18 protein-coding genes and 1 pseudogene are annotated in these 19422 nt (G+C 65.8%); 15 read left to right on the top strand and 4 right to left on the bottom strand.

Annotated features, from left to right (window positions below):
- The 9 genes from ACIQ42_RS05665 to murB form a co-directional block, all read left to right on the top strand.
- On the top strand, positions 1 to 1019 hold a 1019-nt coding region (locus ACIQ42_RS05665; protein WP_397421238.1), incomplete at its 5' end, for a peptidoglycan D,D-transpeptidase FtsI family protein.
- On the top strand, positions 1016 to 2470 hold the full coding sequence (locus ACIQ42_RS05660; protein WP_397421237.1) for a UDP-N-acetylmuramoyl-L-alanyl-D-glutamate--2,6-diaminopimelate ligase: 1455 nt from the start codon (positions 1016 to 1018) through the stop codon (positions 2468 to 2470). The genes ACIQ42_RS05665 and ACIQ42_RS05660, both read left to right, overlap by 4 nt.
- Entirely contained in the window at positions 2463 to 3866 is a 1404-nt protein-coding gene (murF, locus tag ACIQ42_RS05655) for a UDP-N-acetylmuramoyl-tripeptide--D-alanyl-D-alanine ligase (protein ID WP_397421236.1), read from the top strand. Before ACIQ42_RS05660 ends, murF begins: the two co-directional genes overlap by 8 nt.
- Complete coding sequence (gene mraY / locus ACIQ42_RS05650; protein WP_397421235.1) at positions 3866 to 4975, top strand: phospho-N-acetylmuramoyl-pentapeptide-transferase; 1110 nt, start codon at positions 3866 to 3868, stop codon at positions 4973 to 4975. Before murF ends, mraY begins: the two co-directional genes overlap by 1 nt.
- Before the next feature lie 19 nt (positions 4976 to 4994).
- The gene (murD, locus tag ACIQ42_RS05645; RefSeq protein WP_397421234.1) at positions 4995 to 6410 is read left to right on the top strand and encodes a UDP-N-acetylmuramoyl-L-alanine--D-glutamate ligase; all 1416 of its coding nucleotides are present in this window, start codon (positions 4995 to 4997) and stop codon (positions 6408 to 6410) included.
- Positions 6407 to 7582, top strand: coding sequence for a putative lipid II flippase FtsW (gene ftsW, locus ACIQ42_RS05640; RefSeq protein ID WP_397421233.1), 1176 nt, complete (start codon positions 6407 to 6409; stop codon positions 7580 to 7582). The genes murD and ftsW overlap by 4 nt, the downstream gene beginning before the upstream one ends.
- A gap of 12 nt (positions 7583 to 7594) precedes the next feature.
- Positions 7595 to 8689, top strand: a complete 1095-nt coding sequence (murG, locus tag ACIQ42_RS05635) for an undecaprenyldiphospho-muramoylpentapeptide beta-N-acetylglucosaminyltransferase (protein WP_397421232.1) — start codon at positions 7595 to 7597, stop codon at positions 8687 to 8689.
- 87 nt (positions 8690 to 8776) lie between these two features.
- Positions 8777 to 10189 carry a UDP-N-acetylmuramate--L-alanine ligase gene (murC, locus tag ACIQ42_RS05630; protein ID WP_397421231.1) on the top strand — a complete coding sequence of 471 codons (1413 nt, stop codon included), beginning with the start codon at positions 8777 to 8779 and terminating at the stop codon, positions 10187 to 10189.
- On the top strand, positions 10186 to 11085 hold the full coding sequence (murB, locus tag ACIQ42_RS05625; protein ID WP_397421230.1) for a UDP-N-acetylmuramate dehydrogenase: 900 nt from the start codon (positions 10186 to 10188) through the stop codon (positions 11083 to 11085). The genes murC and murB overlap by 4 nt, the downstream gene beginning before the upstream one ends.
- Before the next feature lie 191 nt (positions 11086 to 11276).
- Here murB and infA read toward each other — a convergent pair.
- Both infA and ACIQ42_RS05615 read right to left on the bottom strand, forming a co-directional pair.
- Positions 11277 to 11492 (bottom strand): annotated as a pseudogene (infA, locus tag ACIQ42_RS05620) (translation initiation factor IF-1); the annotation flags it as partial.
- A gap of 112 nt (positions 11493 to 11604) precedes the next feature.
- The gene (locus ACIQ42_RS05615; RefSeq protein WP_397421229.1) at positions 11605 to 11814 is read right to left on the bottom strand and encodes a cold-shock protein; all 210 of its coding nucleotides are present in this window, start codon (positions 11812 to 11814) and stop codon (positions 11605 to 11607) included.
- A gap of 232 nt (positions 11815 to 12046) precedes the next feature.
- Between ACIQ42_RS05615 and ACIQ42_RS05610 the strand changes: the two genes are divergently transcribed.
- Positions 12047 to 12229, top strand: coding sequence for a DUF3606 domain-containing protein (locus ACIQ42_RS05610; RefSeq protein ID WP_397421228.1), 183 nt, complete (start codon positions 12047 to 12049; stop codon positions 12227 to 12229).
- 8 nt (positions 12230 to 12237) lie between these two features.
- Here ACIQ42_RS05610 and ACIQ42_RS05605 read toward each other — a convergent pair whose 3' ends face one another.
- Positions 12238 to 12441: a hypothetical protein gene (locus tag ACIQ42_RS05605; protein WP_397421227.1), complete on the bottom strand. Its 204-nt coding sequence runs from the start codon at positions 12439 to 12441 to the stop codon at positions 12238 to 12240.
- A gap of 399 nt (positions 12442 to 12840) precedes the next feature.
- Here ACIQ42_RS05605 and ACIQ42_RS05600 point away from each other — a divergent pair, with 399 nt between their 5' ends.
- From ACIQ42_RS05600 to ACIQ42_RS05580, 5 genes are all read left to right on the top strand, one after another.
- Complete coding sequence (locus ACIQ42_RS05600; protein ID WP_397421226.1) at positions 12841 to 13941, top strand: hypothetical protein; 1101 nt, start codon at positions 12841 to 12843, stop codon at positions 13939 to 13941.
- 5 nt (positions 13942 to 13946) lie between these two features.
- Positions 13947 to 14300: a hypothetical protein gene (locus ACIQ42_RS05595; RefSeq protein ID WP_397421225.1), complete on the top strand. Its 354-nt coding sequence runs from the start codon at positions 13947 to 13949 to the stop codon at positions 14298 to 14300.
- Between the two features lie 186 nt (positions 14301 to 14486).
- Positions 14487 to 15677 carry a non-hydrolyzing UDP-N-acetylglucosamine 2-epimerase gene (gene wecB, locus ACIQ42_RS05590; RefSeq protein WP_397421224.1) on the top strand — a complete coding sequence of 397 codons (1191 nt, stop codon included), beginning with the start codon at positions 14487 to 14489 and terminating at the stop codon, positions 15675 to 15677.
- Between the two features lie 35 nt (positions 15678 to 15712).
- Positions 15713 to 17782 (top strand): glycosyl transferase family protein, encoded by a 2070-nt coding sequence (locus ACIQ42_RS05585; protein WP_397421223.1) that lies wholly within the window; start codon positions 15713 to 15715, stop codon positions 17780 to 17782.
- Positions 17779 to 19239: a hypothetical protein gene (locus ACIQ42_RS05580; RefSeq protein WP_397421222.1), complete on the top strand. Its 1461-nt coding sequence runs from the start codon at positions 17779 to 17781 to the stop codon at positions 19237 to 19239. Before ACIQ42_RS05585 ends, ACIQ42_RS05580 begins: the two co-directional genes overlap by 4 nt.
- Here the strand turns inward: ACIQ42_RS05580 and ACIQ42_RS05575 are convergent.
- The coding region (locus tag ACIQ42_RS05575; RefSeq protein WP_397421221.1) for a hypothetical protein at positions 19236 to 19422 on the bottom strand (187 nt) is incomplete at its 5' end. The genes ACIQ42_RS05580 and ACIQ42_RS05575 overlap by 4 nt on opposite strands.

Raw genomic sequence — 19422 nt, 5'->3', positions numbered from 1 at the left:
TCGGCATCGTCACGGACATCCAGACCGGCGAGATCCTGGGGATGAGCAGTTGGCCGGTGTTCGATCCGAACAAGCCCGGCAAATCCAGTGACTACTCCCGCACCAACCGCGCGGCTGCCTCGGTGTTCGAGATGGGTTCGACCTTCAAGGCGTTCACGGTGGCCATCGGTCTGGACAGCGGCGTCGCCACACCTGAGACCACGTTTGACGCGCGGTTCCCCTATAAGCTGGGCTACCGGACCATCCATGACTACCACGCCGCCCGCGCCGTCCTGAACCTGGTCGAGGTATTCCAGCACTCGTCCAACATCGGCACGGCGAAACTGGCCGAGGCCGTGGGGCCATCTCGGATGGGCGAGTATTTCAACGGCCTGGGTCTGACCACGCCGGCCAAGGTGGAGTTGATCGAAAGCGCCCGACCGTTGACGCCGAAGGTCTGGAACGACGACGCGGTGGCGTCCACTTCCTTTGGCCACGGCATCAACGTCAGTCCGCTAGCGCTGTCACGCGCCTATGGCGCGGTGCTGAATGGCGGCAGGCTGGTCCCCATGACGATCCGCAAGGTCGAGCCGGGCGCAAAGATAGAGAGCTCCCGCGTGATGTCGGAGCGGACCTCGCTGCAGATGCTGTCGATCATGCGCGCCAACGTCACCGGCGGCAGCGGCAAGTCCGCCAACGTACCGGGTCTGTCGGTGGGCGGCAAAACCGGCACGGGGGAGAAATATGACCCCGCGATCCGGGCCTACAATCAGAACCGGCAGGTCTCTTCGTTTGCGGCGGTGTTCCCGACCACCGGCGGGGTCGACACGAAACGCTACTTTGTGCTGGTCCTGCTGGATGAGCCGAACGGGACGGCCAAGAGTGCGGGCTACTCGACGGGTGGCTGGGTGGCGGCACCGGCGACCGGGAGGATCATCGAGCGGATCGCCCCGTTCCTGGGCGTCCAGCGCCGCAATGATGTCGGCCAGGCCATACCTGTCGAGGCGCCGGTCGCCGCAAGCGCAGGCGACGCTCAGTGATCCAGCGCCTGACATCGCTCATCAAACGTCACGTCGGCGTCGACCCCGAGATCACGGGCGTGACGGCTGACAGCCGCAAGGTGAAACCCGGCTACCTGTTCGCCGCGCTTCCCGGCTCGCGGGCGGATGGCGCCACCTTTGCCGCCAAAGCAGTCGAAGCGGGCGCCGCGGCGGTGCTCGCTGATCAGGATCTCAATCTGGCGGTCCCGACCATCGTCTGTCGTGACCCGCGAAGGGGCTACGCGCTGGCTGCGGCCAACTTCTGGGGTCGCCAGCCGCAGACATGCGTCGCGGTGACCGGCACCAACGGAAAGACCTCGGTAGCCACCTTCTGCCGCCAGATGTTCGCCCACGCCGGGCACGTTTCCGCCAGCATGGGCACTCTGGGCGTTACGGTCTCGCGTCCCGGCGGCGTAACCGATCAGATCACGCCTCCTGGCCTCACCACCCCCGACGCCGGTGATGTGGCCGAGCTTCTGATGCGGATAACCCAGCTTGGCGTGACGCACTTTGTCATGGAGGCATCCTCTCACGGTATCGACCAACGCCGGCTGGACGGCGTGCGGCTGTCGGCCGCCGGCTTTCTCAACCTGACCCAGGACCATCTCGACTATCACGGGACCATGGAAGGCTATCGCTCCGCCAAGCTCCGGCTGTTCGAACAACTGATGCCGCGTGGTGCGACGGCGGTGCTGAATGCGGATGCTGAGGCCTTTCCATTCTTTGCCGCCGCCTCTGTGGTCTCGGGCCAGCGCGTGATGAGCGTCGGCGAGACCGGTCAGGCGCTGAAACTGTTGGGACGGACGCCTCTGCCTGATGGTCAGCGTTTGTCGATCCGCGCCGAGGGGCGGGCTCATGATGTGCACCTGCCGCTGGTCGGCGCGTTTCAGGCCTCCAACGCCCTGGTCGCCGTTGGCCTGTGTCGGGCGGCGGGCCTGAGCTACGACGAGGCCTTCACTGCGTTGGAGAACATCGATGGCGCGCCCGGTCGACTCCAGCGGGTCGGCGCCAGCGCGCGCGGCGGCGAGGCCTATGTGGACTACGCCCATACGCCGGACGGGCTGGAGACGGTGCTGCGCGCCCTGCGTCCGCACACTCGCGGCAAGCTGATCGTGGTGTTCGGGGCGGGGGGAGATCGGGACCGGACCAAGCGCCCGTTGATGGGGGCCATCGCGTCTACCCTGGCCGATGTGGCGATCGTCACCGACGACAATCCGCGCTCCGAGGTTCCGGCAGCGATCCGTGCAGAGGTGCTGGCGGGCGGCGCGGGCATGTCCGAGGTCGGCGACCGGCGCAAGGCAATCCGGGCCGCTGTCGCGCTGATGCAGGACGGCGACATCCTGGTGGTGGCCGGCAAGGGGCACGAGCAGGGCCAGACGGTGGGCGACGTCGTGCATCCCTTCGACGACGTGGCCGAGACGGCCCGGGCACTGGAGCTCGTCCATGGCTGACCCGCTGTGGACCTCGGCCGAGATTGCCAGGGCGACGGGTGGTGTTGAGCGCGGCGGGTTTTCGGCCACCGGTGTCTCGATTGACACCCGCAGTCTCGAGGCTGGCGACCTGTTTGTGGCGCTGGCTGGCGCGCGCGACGGCCACACGTTTCTGGAGGCCGCCCGGGCGCGCGGCGCGGCCGGCGCCCTGGTGACACAGGATTGGGCCGGACCTTGCGTCGGAGTGTCCGATACACTCACAGCGCTGGAAGCCCTGGGCGTTGCCGCCCGCGATCGGGCCGCCCAGGCGCGGCGGGGCGCCGTGACCGGCTCGGTGGGCAAGACCAGCATCACCCAGGCGGTGATGGCAGGGTTGCGACTTGCCGGACGGGCGCACAGCTCGGTGAAGTCCTACAACAACCACATCGGTGTTCCGCTGACCCTGGCACGGATGCCGCGCGATACGGAGCGCGCCGTCTTCGAGATCGGCATGAACCACGCCGACGAGATCCGCCCGCTGACCCGCATGGTCCGGCCGCATGCGGCCATGGTTACGACGGTGGGGCCCGTCCATACCGAGAACTTCGCCGACGGTGTCCTGGGCGTGGCCCGCGCCAAGGCGGAGATCTTTGAAGGCCTAGAACCCGGCGGCGTGGCGATCCTCAACGCTGACAACGAATGGTTCGAGCTCCTCAAGGCCGCCGCCGATCAGGCGGGCGCCGTGGTGCGTACCTTCGGCACGGGCTCCACCTGCGACGCACAGCTGACGGGTTTTGAGGTCGAGGGGGCGCGGGCCATCGTCACGGCGCGGCTTGGCGGCAAGGCGACGGCGTTCCCGATCCTGCAGACCGGCGGTCACTGGGGCCTGAACAGCATGGCGGTTCTGCTGATGCTGGAGGCTCTGGGTGTCGAGGCCGCTACGGGGCAGTCTGCGCTGGGGGCGTTCGAGCCGCTTGACGGGCGCGGGGCCGAGCGGACAGTGGCCTGCGCCGGGGGCGCCTTTACCCTCATCGACGAGAGCTACAACGCCAATCCGATTTCAATGGCATCCGCCATCGCCACCCTGGGCGCGCGAAAGTGGGCTGGTCGCCGGATCGTGGCGCTGACCGACATGCTTGAACTGGGCCCTGAGGCGACCGCGTTTCATGCAGGTCTGGCCTCGCAGATCGAAGCTGCATCAATTGATCTCGTGTTCTGCGCCGGACCTCTGATGAAATCGCTCCGGGACGCCCTTCCGCCGACTCGACGGGGCGGCTACGCGGAGACGGCCTCGGACCTCGTACCGCGGCTCGCACAGGTCGTTCAGGCCGGCGACGTTGTGATGGTGAAGGGGTCGAACGGATCGAAGGCCGGGCTGTTGGCCCAGGCCCTGATCGCGATCGGCGACCCCCGGGCCGGACTTGAGGAGGCGCGCTGATGTTTTACTGGCTGTACGAACAGTATGCCGCCTCGGGCTATGTGCCGATCCTCAACCTGCTGAAGTATCAGACTTTCCGGACTGGCCTTGCGATCTTTACGGCCCAGCTGGTGGTGGTGGCTCTTGGCTCGCGCTTCATCCGCTGGATGAAGGTCAAGCAGGGCAAGGGTCAGCCAATGCGCGCGGAGGGCATCCAGCGGCATGTAATCGAGAAGACCGGCACGCCCACCATGGGCGGGGTGATGATCCTGGCGGGGCTCTTCACCGGCACTCTGCTCTGGGCCGATCTCAGCAATGTCTACATCTGGGCCGTGCTGATGGTCACCGGCGGCTATGGAATTGTCGGGTTCCTTGACGACTACGCCAAGGTGACCAAACAGACCACGGCGGGGATTTCCAGCCGGGCGCGGCTTGGTCTTGAGACCCTGATCGCGGTCGCGGCGGTCGCCCTGATCATCCTGTTCGCCGCCAAGCCTCCGGAAAGTCCGGAACTGCTGACCTCGGTGACGTTCCCGGTCTTCAAACAGCTGTTTCTGGATATGGGCTGGTTCTATCTGTTCTTCGGCGCGTTCGTGATTGTCGGTGCGGCCAATGCGGTGAACTTTACTGACGGGCTCGACGGCCTGGCCACTGTGCCGGTGATGATCGCGGCCGCCGCCTACGGATTGATCGCCTATCTGGTCGGCAATTTCATCTTCGCAAACTATCTGCAGCTTCACTTCGTCCCGGGCGTGGGCGAACTGGCCGTGTTCTGCGGCGCCTTGATCGGCTCGGGTCTGGGCTTCCTCTGGTACAATGCGCCGCCCGCCAAGATCTACATGGGCGACACCGGCTCCCTGGCCCTGGGGGGCGCGGTCGGAACCATCGCCGTGGCGACCCGACATGAGGTGGTGCTGGCGATCATAGGGGGCCTGTTTGTCGCCGAGCTCCTTTCCGTCGTGATCCAGGTGGCCTGGTTCAAGCGCACCGGACGCCGGATATTCCTGATGGCGCCGATCCATCATCACTTCGAGAAACTGGGCTGGTCAGAGTCGACGATCGTGGTCCGGTTCTGGATCGTCTCGATCATGCTGGCGCTGATCGGCCTCGCCACCCTGAAACTCAGGTAGGGGGCCTGGCCGCAACTCCATGATCCCCGTCACCGCCTTTGCCGGAAAGACCGTCGCCGTCTTCGGCCTGGCCCGCACGGGTCTGGCGGCCGCGCGCGCGCTGATCGCTGGCGGGGCCAGGGTAGCGCTTTGGGACGACAAGCCGGCCTCACGCGACGCGGCGGTCGCCGAAGGCTTTGAACTGACCGACATCTCCCGGTCCGCCTGGGCCGGCTATGACGCCCTGATGCTGTCGCCTGGCGTACCCCTCACACACCCGGAACCGCACTGGACGGTGGCGAAGGCCAAGGCCGCGGGCGTGGAGATCCTGGGCGACATCGAGCTCTTCGCCCGCACGGTCAATGCCTCACCGGAACACAGGCGGCCCAGGATCATCGCCATCACCGGCACCAATGGAAAGTCCACGACCACGGCCCTCATCGGCCACATCTGCGCCGAGGCCGGGCGAGATGTGCGGGTGGGCGGCAATATCGGTCAGGGCGTGCTGAGCCTCGACGACATGCATGGCGGTGCGGTCTATGTGCTGGAACTCTCGTCCTACCAGCTGGACCTGACCACCAGCCTGAAAGCGGACGTCTCGATCATCCTGAACATCTCGCCCGACCATCTGGAACGCCACGGGACCATGGCCAACTATGTGGCCGCAAAGCGCCGGATCCTGCTGAACCAGGGCAAGGGTGACACGGCGGTCATCGGAGTCGACGACGAATGGTGCAGTCAGATCTGCACGGAAATCACCGCCGCCAATCGCCGGACGACTGTCGCAATCTCGGCCAGCAAAACCATCGGGCGCGGAGTCTACGCCCTTGATGGGCTGCTCTACGACGCCACCGGCGAACGCACGACGGAGGTCTGTGATCTGAAGCGGGCCCGCTCACTGCCCGGTCGCCACAACTGGCAAAACGCCGCCGCCGCCTACGCCGCCGTCCGGGGGATCGGGATCGACGCGGGCCAGGCCCGCCGGGCCCTGATGTCGTTCCCCGGACTGGCCCATCGCATGGAGACAGTCACGATCCTGGGCAAGGTCCGGTTCGTGAACGACAGCAAGGCCACGAACGCCGACGCCGCGCGCCAGGCGCTGTCGAGCTATCCCAAGGTCTACTGGATCGCCGGAGGTCAGCCGAAGTCCGGCGGTATCGAGGATCTGGCGGATCTGTTTCCCCGCGTCGTTCGCGCTTACCTGATCGGCGAGGCAAGTGAGGCATTCGCCGGGACCCTTGAGGGAAAGGCCGAGGCGGTCAGGTGCGGCGATCTCGCCACCGCCGTTCAGGCTGCATTCCAGGACGCCAGGGCCTCCGGGCGCGAGGCGATCGTACTGCTGTCTCCGGCGTGTGCCTCCTTCGACCAGTTCGCCGACTTCGAAGCCCGCGGTGATGCGTTCCGGGCCGCCGTTCAGACGCTCGCTGCCACGCATTCGACAGGAAACGCCGCATGACGACCGCCGGCAACGCACACGCCTTTCCACGATCCGACCGTTCTGTGCTGGGGGTCTGGTGGTGGACCGTCGACCGCTGGATGCTGGGGATGGTCGCCGTTCTGATCTGTATCGGTGTCGTGGTCTCGTTTGCTGCCAGCCCGGCGGCTGCGGCGCGGATGAGCATCGGCGACCCGTTTCACTTCGCGGTCCGCCAGTGTGTCTTCGCCTGCGTCGCGGCATTTGTGCTGGTCGGCGTATCCATGCTCGACGTAAAGGGAGTCCGGCGTGCGGCCTTCTTCATCTGGGTGGCGGCGATCGCCATCATGATCGCGTTGCCATTCATCGGCCACGAGGCCAAGGGCGCCAACCGCTGGATCGAGTTCGCCGGCTTCACTTTTCAGCCCTCCGAGTACATGAAACCGGCGTTGATCATCCTGGTCGCCTGGATGTTTTCCGAGGGGCAGAAGGGTAATGGGGTTCCGGGCGTCTCCATCGCCTTTGCCCTGTTCGCCGTTTCGGTCGGCTTGCTTTTGATCCAGCCCGATGTTGGCCAGACAGTGCTGGTCACCATCGCGTTCGGAGCGGTTTTCTGGATGGCGGGTGTTCCGATGTCGTGGGTGATCCTGCTGGCCGTCGCGGCGCTGGCCGGCCTGTCATCGACCTATTTCCTGTTCCCGCACGTGGCCAGCCGGGTAGATCGGTTCTTTTCGCCAGAGAAGGCGGACACTCATCAGGTGGACGCTGCCGGGGTGGCGCAGGCTGCGGGCGGGCTGTTTGGTCGTGGGCCGGGAGAGGGTGTCATGAAGCGACACGTGCCGGACCTGCATACGGACTTCGCCGCCTCGGTGGGCGCCGAGGAGTTCGGGCTGGTGTTCTTGCTGGCGGTCATTGCTCTGTTCGGCTTCGTGGTGATCCGCGGCTTGCAGCGCGCCATGAAGCTCAATGACCCGTTCCAGCAGGTGGCGGCCGCCGGGCTCTTCGTTCTGGTCGGTCAGCAGGCGGCCATCAACCTTGCGGTCAACCTCAACATGATCCCGACCAAGGGCATGACGCTGCCTTTCATTTCCTACGGGGGATCCTCGATGATTGCGATGGGACTGACGCTGGGGCTTGCCCTTGCCCTGACGCGCCGCCGCCCTGGCGCCTACAGCCACAATGACGGCCTGTCCAAGGCCGGGACCTACAGCTAGGGGCAAGGCATCATGCGCAGGATCGCCGTCGTCGCTGCGGGAGGCACCGGAGGCCATCTCTTTCCAGCCCAGGCGCTGGCCGAGGCGTTGATCGCCCGGGGGTGGGGTATTGTGCTGGCGTCGGATGAGCGCGTGGCGGGCCTGGCCCAGGACTTCCCGGCAGAGCGACAGATCGGCCTTTCCGCGGCGACGTTCCGACCCGGCGACCCCGTCGGCATGGCGCGCGCCGGGTTCGCGGTCATGCGTGGCGCCCTGCAGGCCCGGGCCCTGTTCCACCAGATCAACCCAAGTGTGGTGGTAGGCTTCGGCGGCTACCCGTCAGCGCCGGCCCTGGTTGCCGCGATCCTGGACCGCCGCCCCACGGTGATCCATGAGCAGAACGCCGTCATGGGCCGCGCCAACCGCATGCTGGCGCCCTGGGTAAAGACGGTGGCCTGCGCATTTCCGACACTGATGAAGGCTCCGGCCAAGGTCGCGGCTCGGGCCAAGGTGGTGGGAAATCCTGTGCGTCCGCCCATCCGGGCTCTGGCCGATGTCGCCTATGTGCCGCCCGAGCCCGACGGGCCATTGCGACTTCTGGTCACCGGCGGCAGTCAGGGCGCGCGGCTGTTGTCGGAACTCGTGCCCGAAGCGGTGAAGGCGCTTCCCGAGGCCCTTCGCGCCAGGCTGATAGTCCAGCAGCAGACCCGGAAAGAATCCATGGACACCGCGCGCCGGATCTATCGGGATGCGCTGGTCGACGCCGAGATCTCGCCCTTCTTCCGGGACATGGCTGGACGTCTGAAGGAGGCTCATCTGGTGATCGGCCGGGCGGGCGCCGGGACAGTGTGTGAGTTTGCGGTGGCGGGCCGGCCTTCAATCCTCGTGCCGCTGGCGATAGCGCTGGATGATGACCAGGGCCAGAACGCGCGACTGCTTGCGGAGGCGGGCGGCGCCGAAATCGCGCGGGAGAGCCAACTCACCGTAGCCTCGCTATCCGGGGCGATGATGAAGCTACTGGAGAACCCCGAGCGGTTGGCGCGAATGGCGGCAGCGGCGCGCTCTGTGGCGATCCCGGACGCAGCCGAACGCCTGGCTGACGTCGTTGAGGCGACGGCGGATAGCTGAGCGTCGCCGGATCGCTGTCTGAACCACCTGCCGGCCTGCTTGCGTTCTGATATTCCGTGGCTAGCTCGAATGGGCTAGCACATCGAGATGACTCGTCGCCCCGTCCCCTTCGAAATCGGCCCCGTGCACTTCATTGGCATCGGGGGCATCGGCATGAGCGGCATTGCCGAGATCATGATGCGCACCGGCTACACAGTTCAGGGCTCCGACGCCAAGGCCAGCGCCAATACCGAACGGCTGGAGAAGCTGGGCGCTAAGATCTTCATCGGCCAGGATCCGGCCAATGTGGAGGGTGCCTACGCCATCGTCTATTCGACCGCGGTAAAGCACGACAATCCAGAGATGGTGGCCGCCCGCGACCGGCGACTGCCGCTGGTCCGCCGGGCCGAGATGCTGGCCGAACTGATGCGACTACAGTTCTCCATCGCGGTGGGCGGCACGCACGGCAAGACCACCACGACCTCGATTATCGCCAGCCTGCTGGATGCGGGCGAGCTGGACCCGACCGTCGTCAATGGCGGCATCATCAACGCTTACGGCACCAACGCCAAGGTCGGGACCGGCGACTGGATCGTCGTGGAGGCCGACGAAAGCGACGGCACGTTCCTGAAGCTGAAGTCGACGTGCGCCGTGGTCACTAACATCGATCCCGAGCACCTGGACCACTATGGCGACTTCGACGCCGTGAAGAAGGCGTTTCGCGATTTCGTGGAGAACATCCCCTTCTATGGATTTGCCGCGATCTGTACCGACCATCCCGAAGTTCTGGCCATGGCCGCCCGGGTGGAGAACCGCCGACTGGTCACCTACGGCGTCAATCCACAGGCCGAAGTGCGCGCAGAAGCCATCACAATGGGGCCAGATGGCGCCCGGTTCGACGTCGTGATCCGGCCCCGCGAGGGCGATGCGCTTCGCTATGCCGATCTGCACCTGCCGATGGCGGGGCACCATAATGTGCTGAACTCGCTGGCGGCTGTGGCGGTGGCCCGGGAACTGGGTCTGGACGAGGCGGCGATCCGAAAGGGGTTGACCGAATTCGGCGGAGTGAAGCGGCGTTTCACCACAACGGGTGTGGCGGGCGGCGTCCGCGTGGTTGACGATTACGCCCACCATCCCGTTGAAATCTTCTCGGTGCTGAAGGCGGCTCGAGCCGTCGCATCCGGCAAGGTGGTGGCGGTGGTCCAGCCGCACCGCTACTCGCGCCTGAAGGACCTGTTCGACGAGTTTTGCGCCTGCTTCGCCGACGCCGACACGGTGATCGTGGCTGACGTCTATGCCGCCGGCGAGGCCCCGCTCGAAGGCGTCAGTCGCGACAGCCTTGTCGAGGGCCTGCGTCGTTACGGCCACCGTCGCGTGCTGGCGCTGGGGGCGCCGGCGGATCTGGCGACCATGGTGCGACAGGAAACCACGGCCGGCGACCTCGTGGTGCTGCTGGGCGCAGGCGACATCACCAGCTGGGCCTATGCCTTGCCCGGCGAACTGGACGCGCTGGCGACGTGAGCGACTGGCTGGACGCCTTGCCGAAGGTGCGCGGCAAGCTGCTGCGCGATGAGCCGCTGGGACCGTTCACCTGGTTCAGGGTCGGTGGGGCGGCGGAAGTCCTGTTCCTGCCGGCGGACGCCGATGATCTGGCCGGGTTTCTGCGGGACCTGCCGCAGGACGTGCCTGTCACGGTGCTGGGGGTTGGTTCCAATGTGATCATCCGCGATGGCGGCGTGGCGGGTGTTGTCATCCGACTGGCCGGGCGCGCGTTCGCCGGGATCCAGGTAGAGGCAAACCACATCATCGCCGGCTCTGCTGCGCTGGACGCAGCGGTTGCGCGGGCTGCGTCAAAGGCAGGTCTGGCAGGCCTTGAGTTCTACGCGGGCATCCCTGGCACAATCGGGGGCGCGCTCACGATGAACGCCGGCTGCTATGGGGCCGAGACGAAGGATGTTCTGGTCTCCGCCTGGGGCTACGATCGTGCCGGCGTGCGGCGGGACCTTGCCCTGGCGGATTTCGGCTACACCTATCGGCACAGCGCGGCGCCAGCGGACATCATCTGGGTCGAGGCGACCTTTCAGGGGCGACCCGATGATCCTGCTGCAGTGCAGGCCCGCATGGATGAGATCACCGCGCGCCGGGAGACAACCCAGCCGATCCGGGAAAAGACCGGCGGGTCCACGTTCAAGAATCCTCCTGACCAGTCATCCTGGAAGTTGGTGGATGAGGCCGGCTGGCGGGGCAAACTCTTTGGCGGGGCGATGTTCTCGCCCCTGCATTCCAACTTCATGATCAACACCGGACCTGCCACCGCCGCAGACCTTGAAGGCCTGGGCGAGGCGGTGCGCGCCGATGTGCTGGCCAAGGCGGGCATAGACCTTCAATGGGAGATCAAGCGGATAGGGCGAGCTTGAACGCCACCACCTGAACATGGTTACTCCACCCCGCTACGCGCGGTCCCCCTCCCCCGACGGGGGAGGAGAGAGGCTGCGTCAATCGTCGTGTCGTTTATGGGGCCGTCGCCTGTGGGGCAGCCGCGCTATCGCTTGCGATAGACCGGTCGTTGGCCGCCGCCCGGGCCGCCGCCGACGCGGGGCGTGGCGTCGCGGTGACGGAAGGTGATCCGGCCCCGGTCCATGTCGTAGGGCGTCATCTCGACCGTGACCTTGTCGCCGACCATCGAGCGGATGCGGTTCTTCTTCATCTTGCCGGCCGTGTAGGCCAGGATCTCGTGATCGTTCTCGAGCCGCACACGGAAGCGGCCCTCCGGAAGGAGCTCGGTGATCAGGCCGTCGAACTCGACGAGTTCTTCCTTCGCCATGCAGTTCAGTCCTTTCTCAATTCAGGCGGCGACCGGCTGGCGCCAACCAAAACGGGCCGGCGCTGAGCCGACCCGTTGATAGTCCAGCGGGCGCGTGCCCGCCAAGTGGGTCTTAGCCGGCCTGCAACTGACCAGCCGACGTCTTGCCGCTGCGCTGGTCTCGCTCCAGCTCGTAGGAAACCTTCTGGCCCTCGCTGAGCGCGCCGAGACCGGCGCGTTCCACAGCGGAGATATGCACGAACACGTCCGGACCGCCTTGATCCGGCTGGATGAAACCGAAGCCTTTGGTGGCGTTGAACCACTTCACGACGCCGCTAGCCATAGTCAGTCCCCTTTTCGGGAGATGAGGTCACGCGAACGACGCGCCCGCGAGATCAATGTGTTGAAGAGGATCGTTTGGGCTCGGGGCTCAATCCGGAGAAAGAACGTGGAGAGCGCGCGAACCTTGGAACGATTGACGCTCTCATCATCGCATCTTGCGCCTATGCTGGCAAACGCATTCCCGTACAACGGGTTTCCAGCGGCGGGTCAGTCGCAGTATTGAAGGGGTCTTGATGGCGGGTCTGAAGGACAAACGCGGGTTCATCGACAAGGAACGCCTCGACCTGACCGAGCGCAAGGCGGTCGAGTACTGGATGAAACGCTGGGGCGTGACCCGTGATCAGCTAGCCGCCGCACACCGGAAGGTCGGTCGCCTGACCAAGGACATCGCAGCCGAACTCGGAAAGAAGCGATAGAGCCGGACTCAGACGGCGTAGAAGCCTGTCTCGCCGCTGACGCGGACCTGGCAGGGTCTGCCGCCCTCCTGGACGACGCGGGCGCGCTTGTTGGCGGCGGCTTTGGCGACTTCCTTGTCAACGGAGTGGCCGAAAAACTCCCCGGCGCTTTCGACGGCCCACACGCCCTCATGACGGATCACGGTAAACACGCAACGCTCAACGACGGCCATAAACCCAGCAACCTTTCGGGGGGAGGTTTGGGGGCCAGAAGATTTCCGCGAGCGCCCTGAATTCCTTAATCTTCTGTAAACGACAAACCCTCTGTGGCCCAGAAAATTCGGTATGTGCTCGGCGTCGGGACCGGGCGGCAGACCGTGGTGTGTCGGTCAGGCGACGAGGGTGACTGTCGCAAAGCCCAGCGCCAGCGCGCCCATGGCGATGGTCAGAATGAGCGGCGCCAGTCGGCGATAGAGGTTTGACATGGCCATGTGGACCTGTGCCTGGGTGAACCCCCGCAGACCGCAGGGTTGTCCGTCTGGACAACTCACCAATAGCAGCATCTGGTGAATCGATTACTGCCGGAGTCGGCATGTTTTCAATGCATTTCCGGTGCAGTACGGGGCGCAGGTATGGAACCGGATGAACTCGAGGATCTGAGGCTGATGTTGCCGACGCTGCTTCAGGCGGTTGAGGCGTTGGGGTTTGTCAGCCGGTATTTGCACCCGCCTGACCTGTCGGCCGTCCTGGACGCCTGTGGGCAGCCGGACCGGGCCCTTATCGCCCTGCTCCCGCGACTGGAGCGTTGGACGCCAGGTCTGGCAGACCTTGGTGTCGCACTTCGGACCGCGAGCGAGGCGACGATCCAGGCTTTCGCCGAGCTCCGCGCCGCCGTTGATCGAGCTGACGATATCGGCCCCGTTTTCCGCGCTTTACGCCACCGACCGCGCGCGCTCGAGGCGCTCTATCCATTGGCGGAGCACCTCCCACACGTCAGCCGCCTGTTTCTTGACCCTCCCCGGCGCGATGACGTTGACCGACTGGCCCGCCTGGCGAGCCCGGGTCCCACTACGGGGGTGCATCACGTCGACAACGATGCCGCCGCCAGGGGGGGGTACTCGGTCTATGTACCGGAGGATTACGACCCCGATGTTCTGACGCCCCTGGTGATGGCACTACATGGCGGCAGTGGCCATGGCCGGTCGTTTCTCTGGAGCTGGCTCCGGGATGCGCGGACTTACGGCGCGATCCTGGTGGCGCCGACGTCGATGGGCCGGACCTGGGCGATCAGCGGCGACGATCTGGATACGCCTAACCTGGCCCGAATTCTCGGAGATGTGCGGCAGCGCTGGGACGTGGATCCGGAGCGGCTGTTGCTGGCCGGAATGAGCGACGGAGGCACCTTTGCAGCCGTCAGTGGCCTCGAGCCAGGCTCGCCGTTCACGCACCTTGCGCTCACCTCTTCGGCCTTCCACCCCATGCTGGCCCAGATGGCGGATCCCGCCAGGATCACCGGCCTGCCGGTCTATCTGACGCACGGCGCGCTCGACTGGATGTTCCCGGTGTCGATGGCAAGGTCGGCCTATCAAGGGTTGGAGCGGGCCGGCGCCAGGGTCTCCTATCGCGAAGTCGACGATCTGAGCCACACCTACCCCATGGAGCTCAATGCCGACGTGTTGGCCTGGTTGCGATCCGTCGACAAGGTGGCGCCGGTGCCGGGACGCCCTATTTGAGGCCTATGCAGACCGTCATCCTCTGGGCCGGCCGCGCCGCCCTTGTCGCCGTTTTGGCCGTCGTCGTCTCGGGAGCCCTGAATCCGATGCACGACGCATCGCGGTTCGCACCGGCACCTGACGTCGTGGAGCATGTGGTCTACGGCTACCTGATGACCTTGCTGGCGATTGTCTCTTTTCCGCGGATTAACCCCTGGTTGATCGGTGGGACTTTTCTGGGTCTCGGCGCCGGTTTCGAGGTGGCTCAGATCTTCGCTCTGGTCTCAGGAACCTTCCAGTGGAAGGACCTCGTATCCAACGCCGCAGGCGTGGCCGCCGCTCTCGCGCCGCTCGCAGTGGGACGCTTTCGCAACTCATAAGTGATTGTACTTCAATCGGCTTCGGGTTGAAAATCCACTGGTGTCGGCGTCCAGTCTTGCTAGATAGCGCGAACAGTCGAAGGGCAGCGCCCGTTCATGATTAACTGACCAAAACTGTGCGACTGTTTCGGATACTCGATTAGGGAGCGCCGCCAGGGGCGAGCCATTCGCTAAGGGCGCACGTCGTTGAAGGTACTGACGATTATTGGGACGCGACCGGAGGCCATAAAGCTGGCACCGGTCATACTGGCCCTGGCGGGCCGGCCCGATATTGAGTCCGTGGTTTGCGTCACCGGGCAGCACCGGGACCTCGTGGCGCCAGTGCTGCGGCTGTTCGGCATCCACCAGGATTTCGACCTTGGCTTGATGCGGGCCGGGCAGAATCTCAATGAACTGACCGCAGGGGTCGTGGCCGGGGTCGACGCCGTGCTGGCCCAGGTCCAGCCGGACTGGGTGGTTGTTCAAGGGGACACGACCAGTGCGATGAGCGGGGCCATGGCGGCGTTTGGGCGCGGTGTTCCGGTCGCTCATGTGGAGGCCGGCCTGCGGACTCACAATCTCAAAAGCCCCTGGCCCGAGGAAATGAACCGGCGTGTGGTCGACGCCTTCAGTGAGCTGCTTTTTGCGCCGACGCTCCAGGCGCGTGAGAACCTGCTGCTGGAAGCCGCACCCGGACGCGTCGTGGTCACCGGAAACACCGTCATTGATGCGTTGCAGGCCTGCGCCGCCATGCTGACCAACGATGACGCACTTCAGCGCAGCGTCGATGCCGGCTTGCCGTCGCTGGATCCTGCCCGTCGCATGCTGCTGGTGACGGGCCACCGGCGTGAGAACATGGGCGAGGGCGTGCGCGGGGTTTGCGCTGCCCTGCTGCGTTTGGCCAAGCGCGACGACCTCCAGGTCGTCTATGTGCTGCATCCAAATCCGGACGCCGAGCGCCCGGTGCGGGAGGCGCTGAGCGGACAAGCCAACATCCTCCTGATCCCGCCGCTCGACTATCTCGCCTTCATTCGGCTCATGCAGCTTTCCGATCTGATCCTTACCGATTCCGGCGGTGTCCAGGAGGAAGCCCCGGCGCTCGGAAAGCCGGTGATCGTAACGCGCGATGTCACCGAGCGGCAGGAAGCCGCCGCGGCAGGAGTTGCGCGCCTGGTCGGCTCTGATCCTGATCTGATCGTGTCGGCGGTGAACCATCTGCTGGATGACGCCGAGGCCTACAGGGCGCAGGCGAGCCGCCGGCAGTTGTTTGGCGATGGCGCGGCGGCCGCTCGGATCGTGCGCGTGCTCGCTGGCCAGTCTGTTGAGGCATGGCGACCCGCCAACGCACCCCGTCTCGTGGACGATGCGGGGGCGACGGCCAGTCGTCGACGCGCGTGACGGCGATGCGCCGCGAACGGCAGCCAGGCTAGATCATGATCGAGGCCTATATCCTGGCCCTGCAGATCGCCACGGTCGTCGTGGGCGTGCTGATCGCGATATTCTCTATCGATGATCTGCTGGTCGACGGCTGGTACTGGGTGCGGGAGATCTACCGCTCGCTGGTCGTTCGACCTCGCCACACGCCGCTGCCGGTGTCCGCATTGCATGAGCGCGCCGAGCAGCCGCTCGCCATCATGATCCCGGCCTGGCAGGAGGAGGCGGTGATCTCCGCAATGATCGAGAACGCGGTCAGTGTTCTCGACTATCGGGACTACAAGATATTTGTCGGGACCTACCCCAATGATGCGGACACCATCGCCGAGGTCGAACGCGCCCGACGTCGTCACAAGCGGGTTGTCCGGGTGCAGACGACCTATCCCGGGCCGACCTCCAAGGCCGATTGCCTGAACCACATCCTGGAGGCCATCCGGCAAGAGGAGCTGGCCACGGGCCGGGAGTACGCCGGCGTCGTCCTGCACGACTGTGAGGACGTGCTACATCCGCTGGAGCTGAAGTTCTTCAACTATCTCTTGCCGCGCAAGGACATGATCCAGCTGCCCGTAGTGGCGCTCGAGCGGGGCCTGCGCGAGTTGATCGCCGGCACCTATATGGACGAATTCGCCGAGTGGCACGCCAAGGACCTGGTGGTGCGCGAGTCCTTTGCAGGAACGGTGCCCTCGGCAGGTGTCGGGACCTGCTTTTCCCACCGTGCGATCACGGTCCTGCGCAACGGCAAGGGGCAGCCGTTCAACACCAGTACGCTTACGGAAGACTATGACGTGGGCGAACGCCTCGCCGCCAAGGGCCTGCGGGCCATCATGGCCCGGTATGACGTGGACTACCGGTTCTACCGACCGGGCCGGAACGCCGATAAGGACGGCTACGTCACCGTGCGCATGCCCTTGTGTGTGCGCGAGTACTTCCCCAACACTTTCCGGACGTCCTTCCGCCAGAAGGCGCGCTGGATGATCGGCATCACGCTGCAGGGCTGGGCGCAACTGGGGTGGTCAAAATCGCTCCGGACCAACTACTTCCTTGTCCGGGATCGCAAGGCCCTGTTGTCGGCGCCTCTGGTCGTCGCGGCCTATCTGCTGTTGCTGAACTACCTTGGCGCGACGATCATTCTGGGCTGGGACCTGCTGGCGTTCCCCGAGGCGTGGCAGACTCTTGTGGCGACGGTGTTTGGTTTCAATACAGTCGCCCTTGTGCTTCGTATCGCCCAACGGATGTACTTCGTGAACCGGATCTATGGGTGGCAGCAGGCGATGGTCTCGGCGCCGCGCATGGTGGCCGGAACGCTCGTCAGTTTCGCAGCTACACTCCGCGCGGTGCGGATCTATACCGGACACCTGATCTCCAGGGTTCCAATCGCCTGGGACAAGACGGCTCACGAGTTTCCCGCCGGCGCGATGCTGGCCCCGGATCGTCGTCGACTCGGTGACATCCTGGCTACCTGGGACGCCATCACGCCTGTCCAGCTCACGGCGGCCCTCGACACCCAGGCCAGGACAAATCAGCCGTTGGGCCAGATCATGATGGCCTCGGGCTGGCTCGACGACGAGACCCTGGCCGAGGCGATCTCCACCCAGGCCGAATTGCCGCGCGCCAGCATATCGCCCGAGGTGCTGGCCAATCACCTTGACCTGGGGTCGCTCTCGCTCTGGATCCGGATGCGGGCGGCGCCCATCGGGCGTGGTCCGGACGGTGGGCCGATCCTTGCGGTCGCAAGACCCTTGAGCGTGGCGCAGCGGCGGCTGATTGAGGTCGAAACCGGCTATGCGCCCTATGAGCGGATCGCCCGGGAAGGCGAGATCATGGCCGCGCTCCGGACGCTGCGGGGCGCCCCCTATTCGCCGCGAGAGACAACGCCGCCACTCTTGGGAGATCTGCTGGTCCGTCAGGGTGCGGTCAGCGCCGAAGCCGTGGATGCTGCGCTCGACAGCTATCGTCCAGACCGTGACGGCAGGATTGGCGAACATCTGCTGCGTCTGGGCGTGGTGAGCGCAGATGCGATCGCGGCCGCCATCGCCGAGCAGGACCGGATCGCGCGGGGCTCGTCATGAAGTCCTGGATAGCAGGCGGATGTCTTGCCCTCTCATTGCTGGCGTCGGCAGCGTCGGCCCAGACGGCGGGGCTGGACCTGGCCAACGCCGGCTATGCCGCCCGCGATCCGGTCGCGGCGGCGCGGGCCTTTGCGGCGGCGGTCGAGGCGGGAGGATTGTCCAATGCCCAGCTTCGCGGGGTCCGGCTCGCGTTGGCCGATGCGCTGGGCGCGCCGGGAAATGCTGCGGCCAGGGTGGCGGCGCTTGAGCCCCTGCAGTTCGACACCAGCTATGCGGTCCAGTCACGCCTGGCCTATGCGCTGGACGCCGCCAACCGCCGGGAGGATGCGGCAAGGGCCTATGGCGCGGCGGCGGCGGCCTCGGACGTTCCGTCGCCCGACGCCCGGTCGGCCATGCTTCGGGGGCGGGTTTATGCGCTGTCGAGCCTGGCGCGCAGTTCCGAGACCCTTGCCGCCGCCCGCGAGCTGGCGGACGACGAGACCCTCACCCGGGATGACGCCGCCAACCTTGCCTACATCACCGCTAAGTTCGGCGACGACCGCTTGGCGCAGCGCTTCTTTGCGCGGGCCGACGCCCTGCAGCCGGTATCTGGCGAGCTGGCGCTGAACGCCGCCTACAGCGCGCGCCGCGCGGGCGACGAGGGCGCAGCGATCCGCTATCTGCGCCGCGCGGTCGACGGGGGAGAAGCCGCCAGTCTCGGGAGCCAGACCCTTTACGGGGTGCGGCGCGAACTGGCTGATCTAGACCGGCGGGCAGGGGCCTATGCCTCGGTCTTCTACGACGATGCTGGCGCGCGTTCCGGCCGGATCCCCGGGGCCGGGTCGGGGAACGTCCAGGTGGGCGGCGAGATCTATTACCGACCGTTGGGCTACAATGATGGTCGAATGCTCGAGGTCTTTGTCCGGGCGTTCCAGTCGCTCGATTCCCGCAGGGGGGATCCCACGGGATCAGAGACCCTGCAGGGCTGGATTGGTGGACGCTACAAGCCGCTCGCCAGCCAGAATCTGGTGCTGGAAGCCAGCGGACTTGTGGCTCTGGGGTCGAGGGCGCTGAACGACGGGATGATCCGCGCCGCCTGGTCCTGGACGGAAGGGGTCGACCTGCGCCGGGACCGCACCACCTCCACCCTCACCCAGGTCTATGTCGATGTGGCGCACCTGGTTGGGGCCAACAATACCTTCGCCCTCGCCGACGTTCGCTACGGGCGGGCTTTCCAGCCGGGCGGCGGGAACCTGATCGTGGCGCCGTTTGCAGGCGCCACCTTGGCCTACGATAGCGGTTTGTCCCGCGAGGCGACGCTGAGCGCTGGCCCCGGTGTATGGCTGCGGCTCTGGACCCGGGAGGACGCCTATCGGGCGCCGCGTTCCTACATTGATCTGGCGCTTCAGTACCGGGTCAGACTGGCCGGTGACCACCGGGGCGAAGGACTATACGGCGTCCTGGGCTTTGCATACTAGCAAGCGTTGTGAATCGCGTTTAAACCTTGTTTATTTCCGGAATATTCATCAATAATATCAATGGGATATAAATCGACATAGCGCACGTTCCGAGTCCATCCGGACTCGTCACACGTGCAGCCCCAGTTCAAACCCAGCCAGCTCCTCACCCTCGCGCCAGCGGTCGCCAGCCGGCCAGATGCG

The sequence above is a fragment of the Phenylobacterium sp. genome (genome assembly GCF_044372605.1).
In the GTDB taxonomy this organism is placed as follows: Bacteria; Pseudomonadota; Alphaproteobacteria; order Caulobacterales; family Caulobacteraceae; genus Phenylobacterium.
This window is presented reverse-complemented; position numbering and strand designations above follow the sequence as displayed.

Bases quoted from the DNA above. Each gene is read 5' to 3' on its own strand.
- murF (WP_397421236.1), top strand. From the start codon at position 2,463: ATGGCTGACCCGCTGTGGACCTCGGCCGAGATTGCCAGGGCGACGGGT.
- mraY (WP_397421235.1), top strand. From the start codon at position 3,866: ATGTTTTACTGGCTGTACGAACAGTATGCCGCCTCGGGCTATGTGCCG.
- murD (WP_397421234.1), top strand. From the start codon at position 4,995: ATGATCCCCGTCACCGCCTTTGCCGGAAAGACCGTCGCCGTCTTCGGC.
- ftsW (WP_397421233.1), top strand. From the start codon at position 6,407: ATGACGACCGCCGGCAACGCACACGCCTTTCCACGATCCGACCGTTCT.
- murG (WP_397421232.1), top strand. From the start codon at position 7,595: ATGCGCAGGATCGCCGTCGTCGCTGCGGGAGGCACCGGAGGCCATCTC.
- murC (WP_397421231.1), top strand. From the start codon at position 8,777: ATGACTCGTCGCCCCGTCCCCTTCGAAATCGGCCCCGTGCACTTCATT.
- ACIQ42_RS05615 (WP_397421229.1), bottom strand. From the start codon at position 11,814: ATGGCTAGCGGCGTCGTGAAGTGGTTCAACGCCACCAAAGGCTTCGGT.
- ACIQ42_RS05610 (WP_397421228.1), top strand. From the start codon at position 12,047: ATGGCGGGTCTGAAGGACAAACGCGGGTTCATCGACAAGGAACGCCTC.
- ACIQ42_RS05605 (WP_397421227.1), bottom strand. From the start codon at position 12,441: ATGGCCGTCGTTGAGCGTTGCGTGTTTACCGTGATCCGTCATGAGGGC.
- ACIQ42_RS05600 (WP_397421226.1), top strand. From the start codon at position 12,841: ATGGAACCGGATGAACTCGAGGATCTGAGGCTGATGTTGCCGACGCTG.
- ACIQ42_RS05595 (WP_397421225.1), top strand. From the start codon at position 13,947: ATGCAGACCGTCATCCTCTGGGCCGGCCGCGCCGCCCTTGTCGCCGTT.
- ACIQ42_RS05585 (WP_397421223.1), top strand. From the start codon at position 15,713: ATGATCGAGGCCTATATCCTGGCCCTGCAGATCGCCACGGTCGTCGTG.
- ACIQ42_RS05580 (WP_397421222.1), top strand. From the start codon at position 17,779: ATGAAGTCCTGGATAGCAGGCGGATGTCTTGCCCTCTCATTGCTGGCG.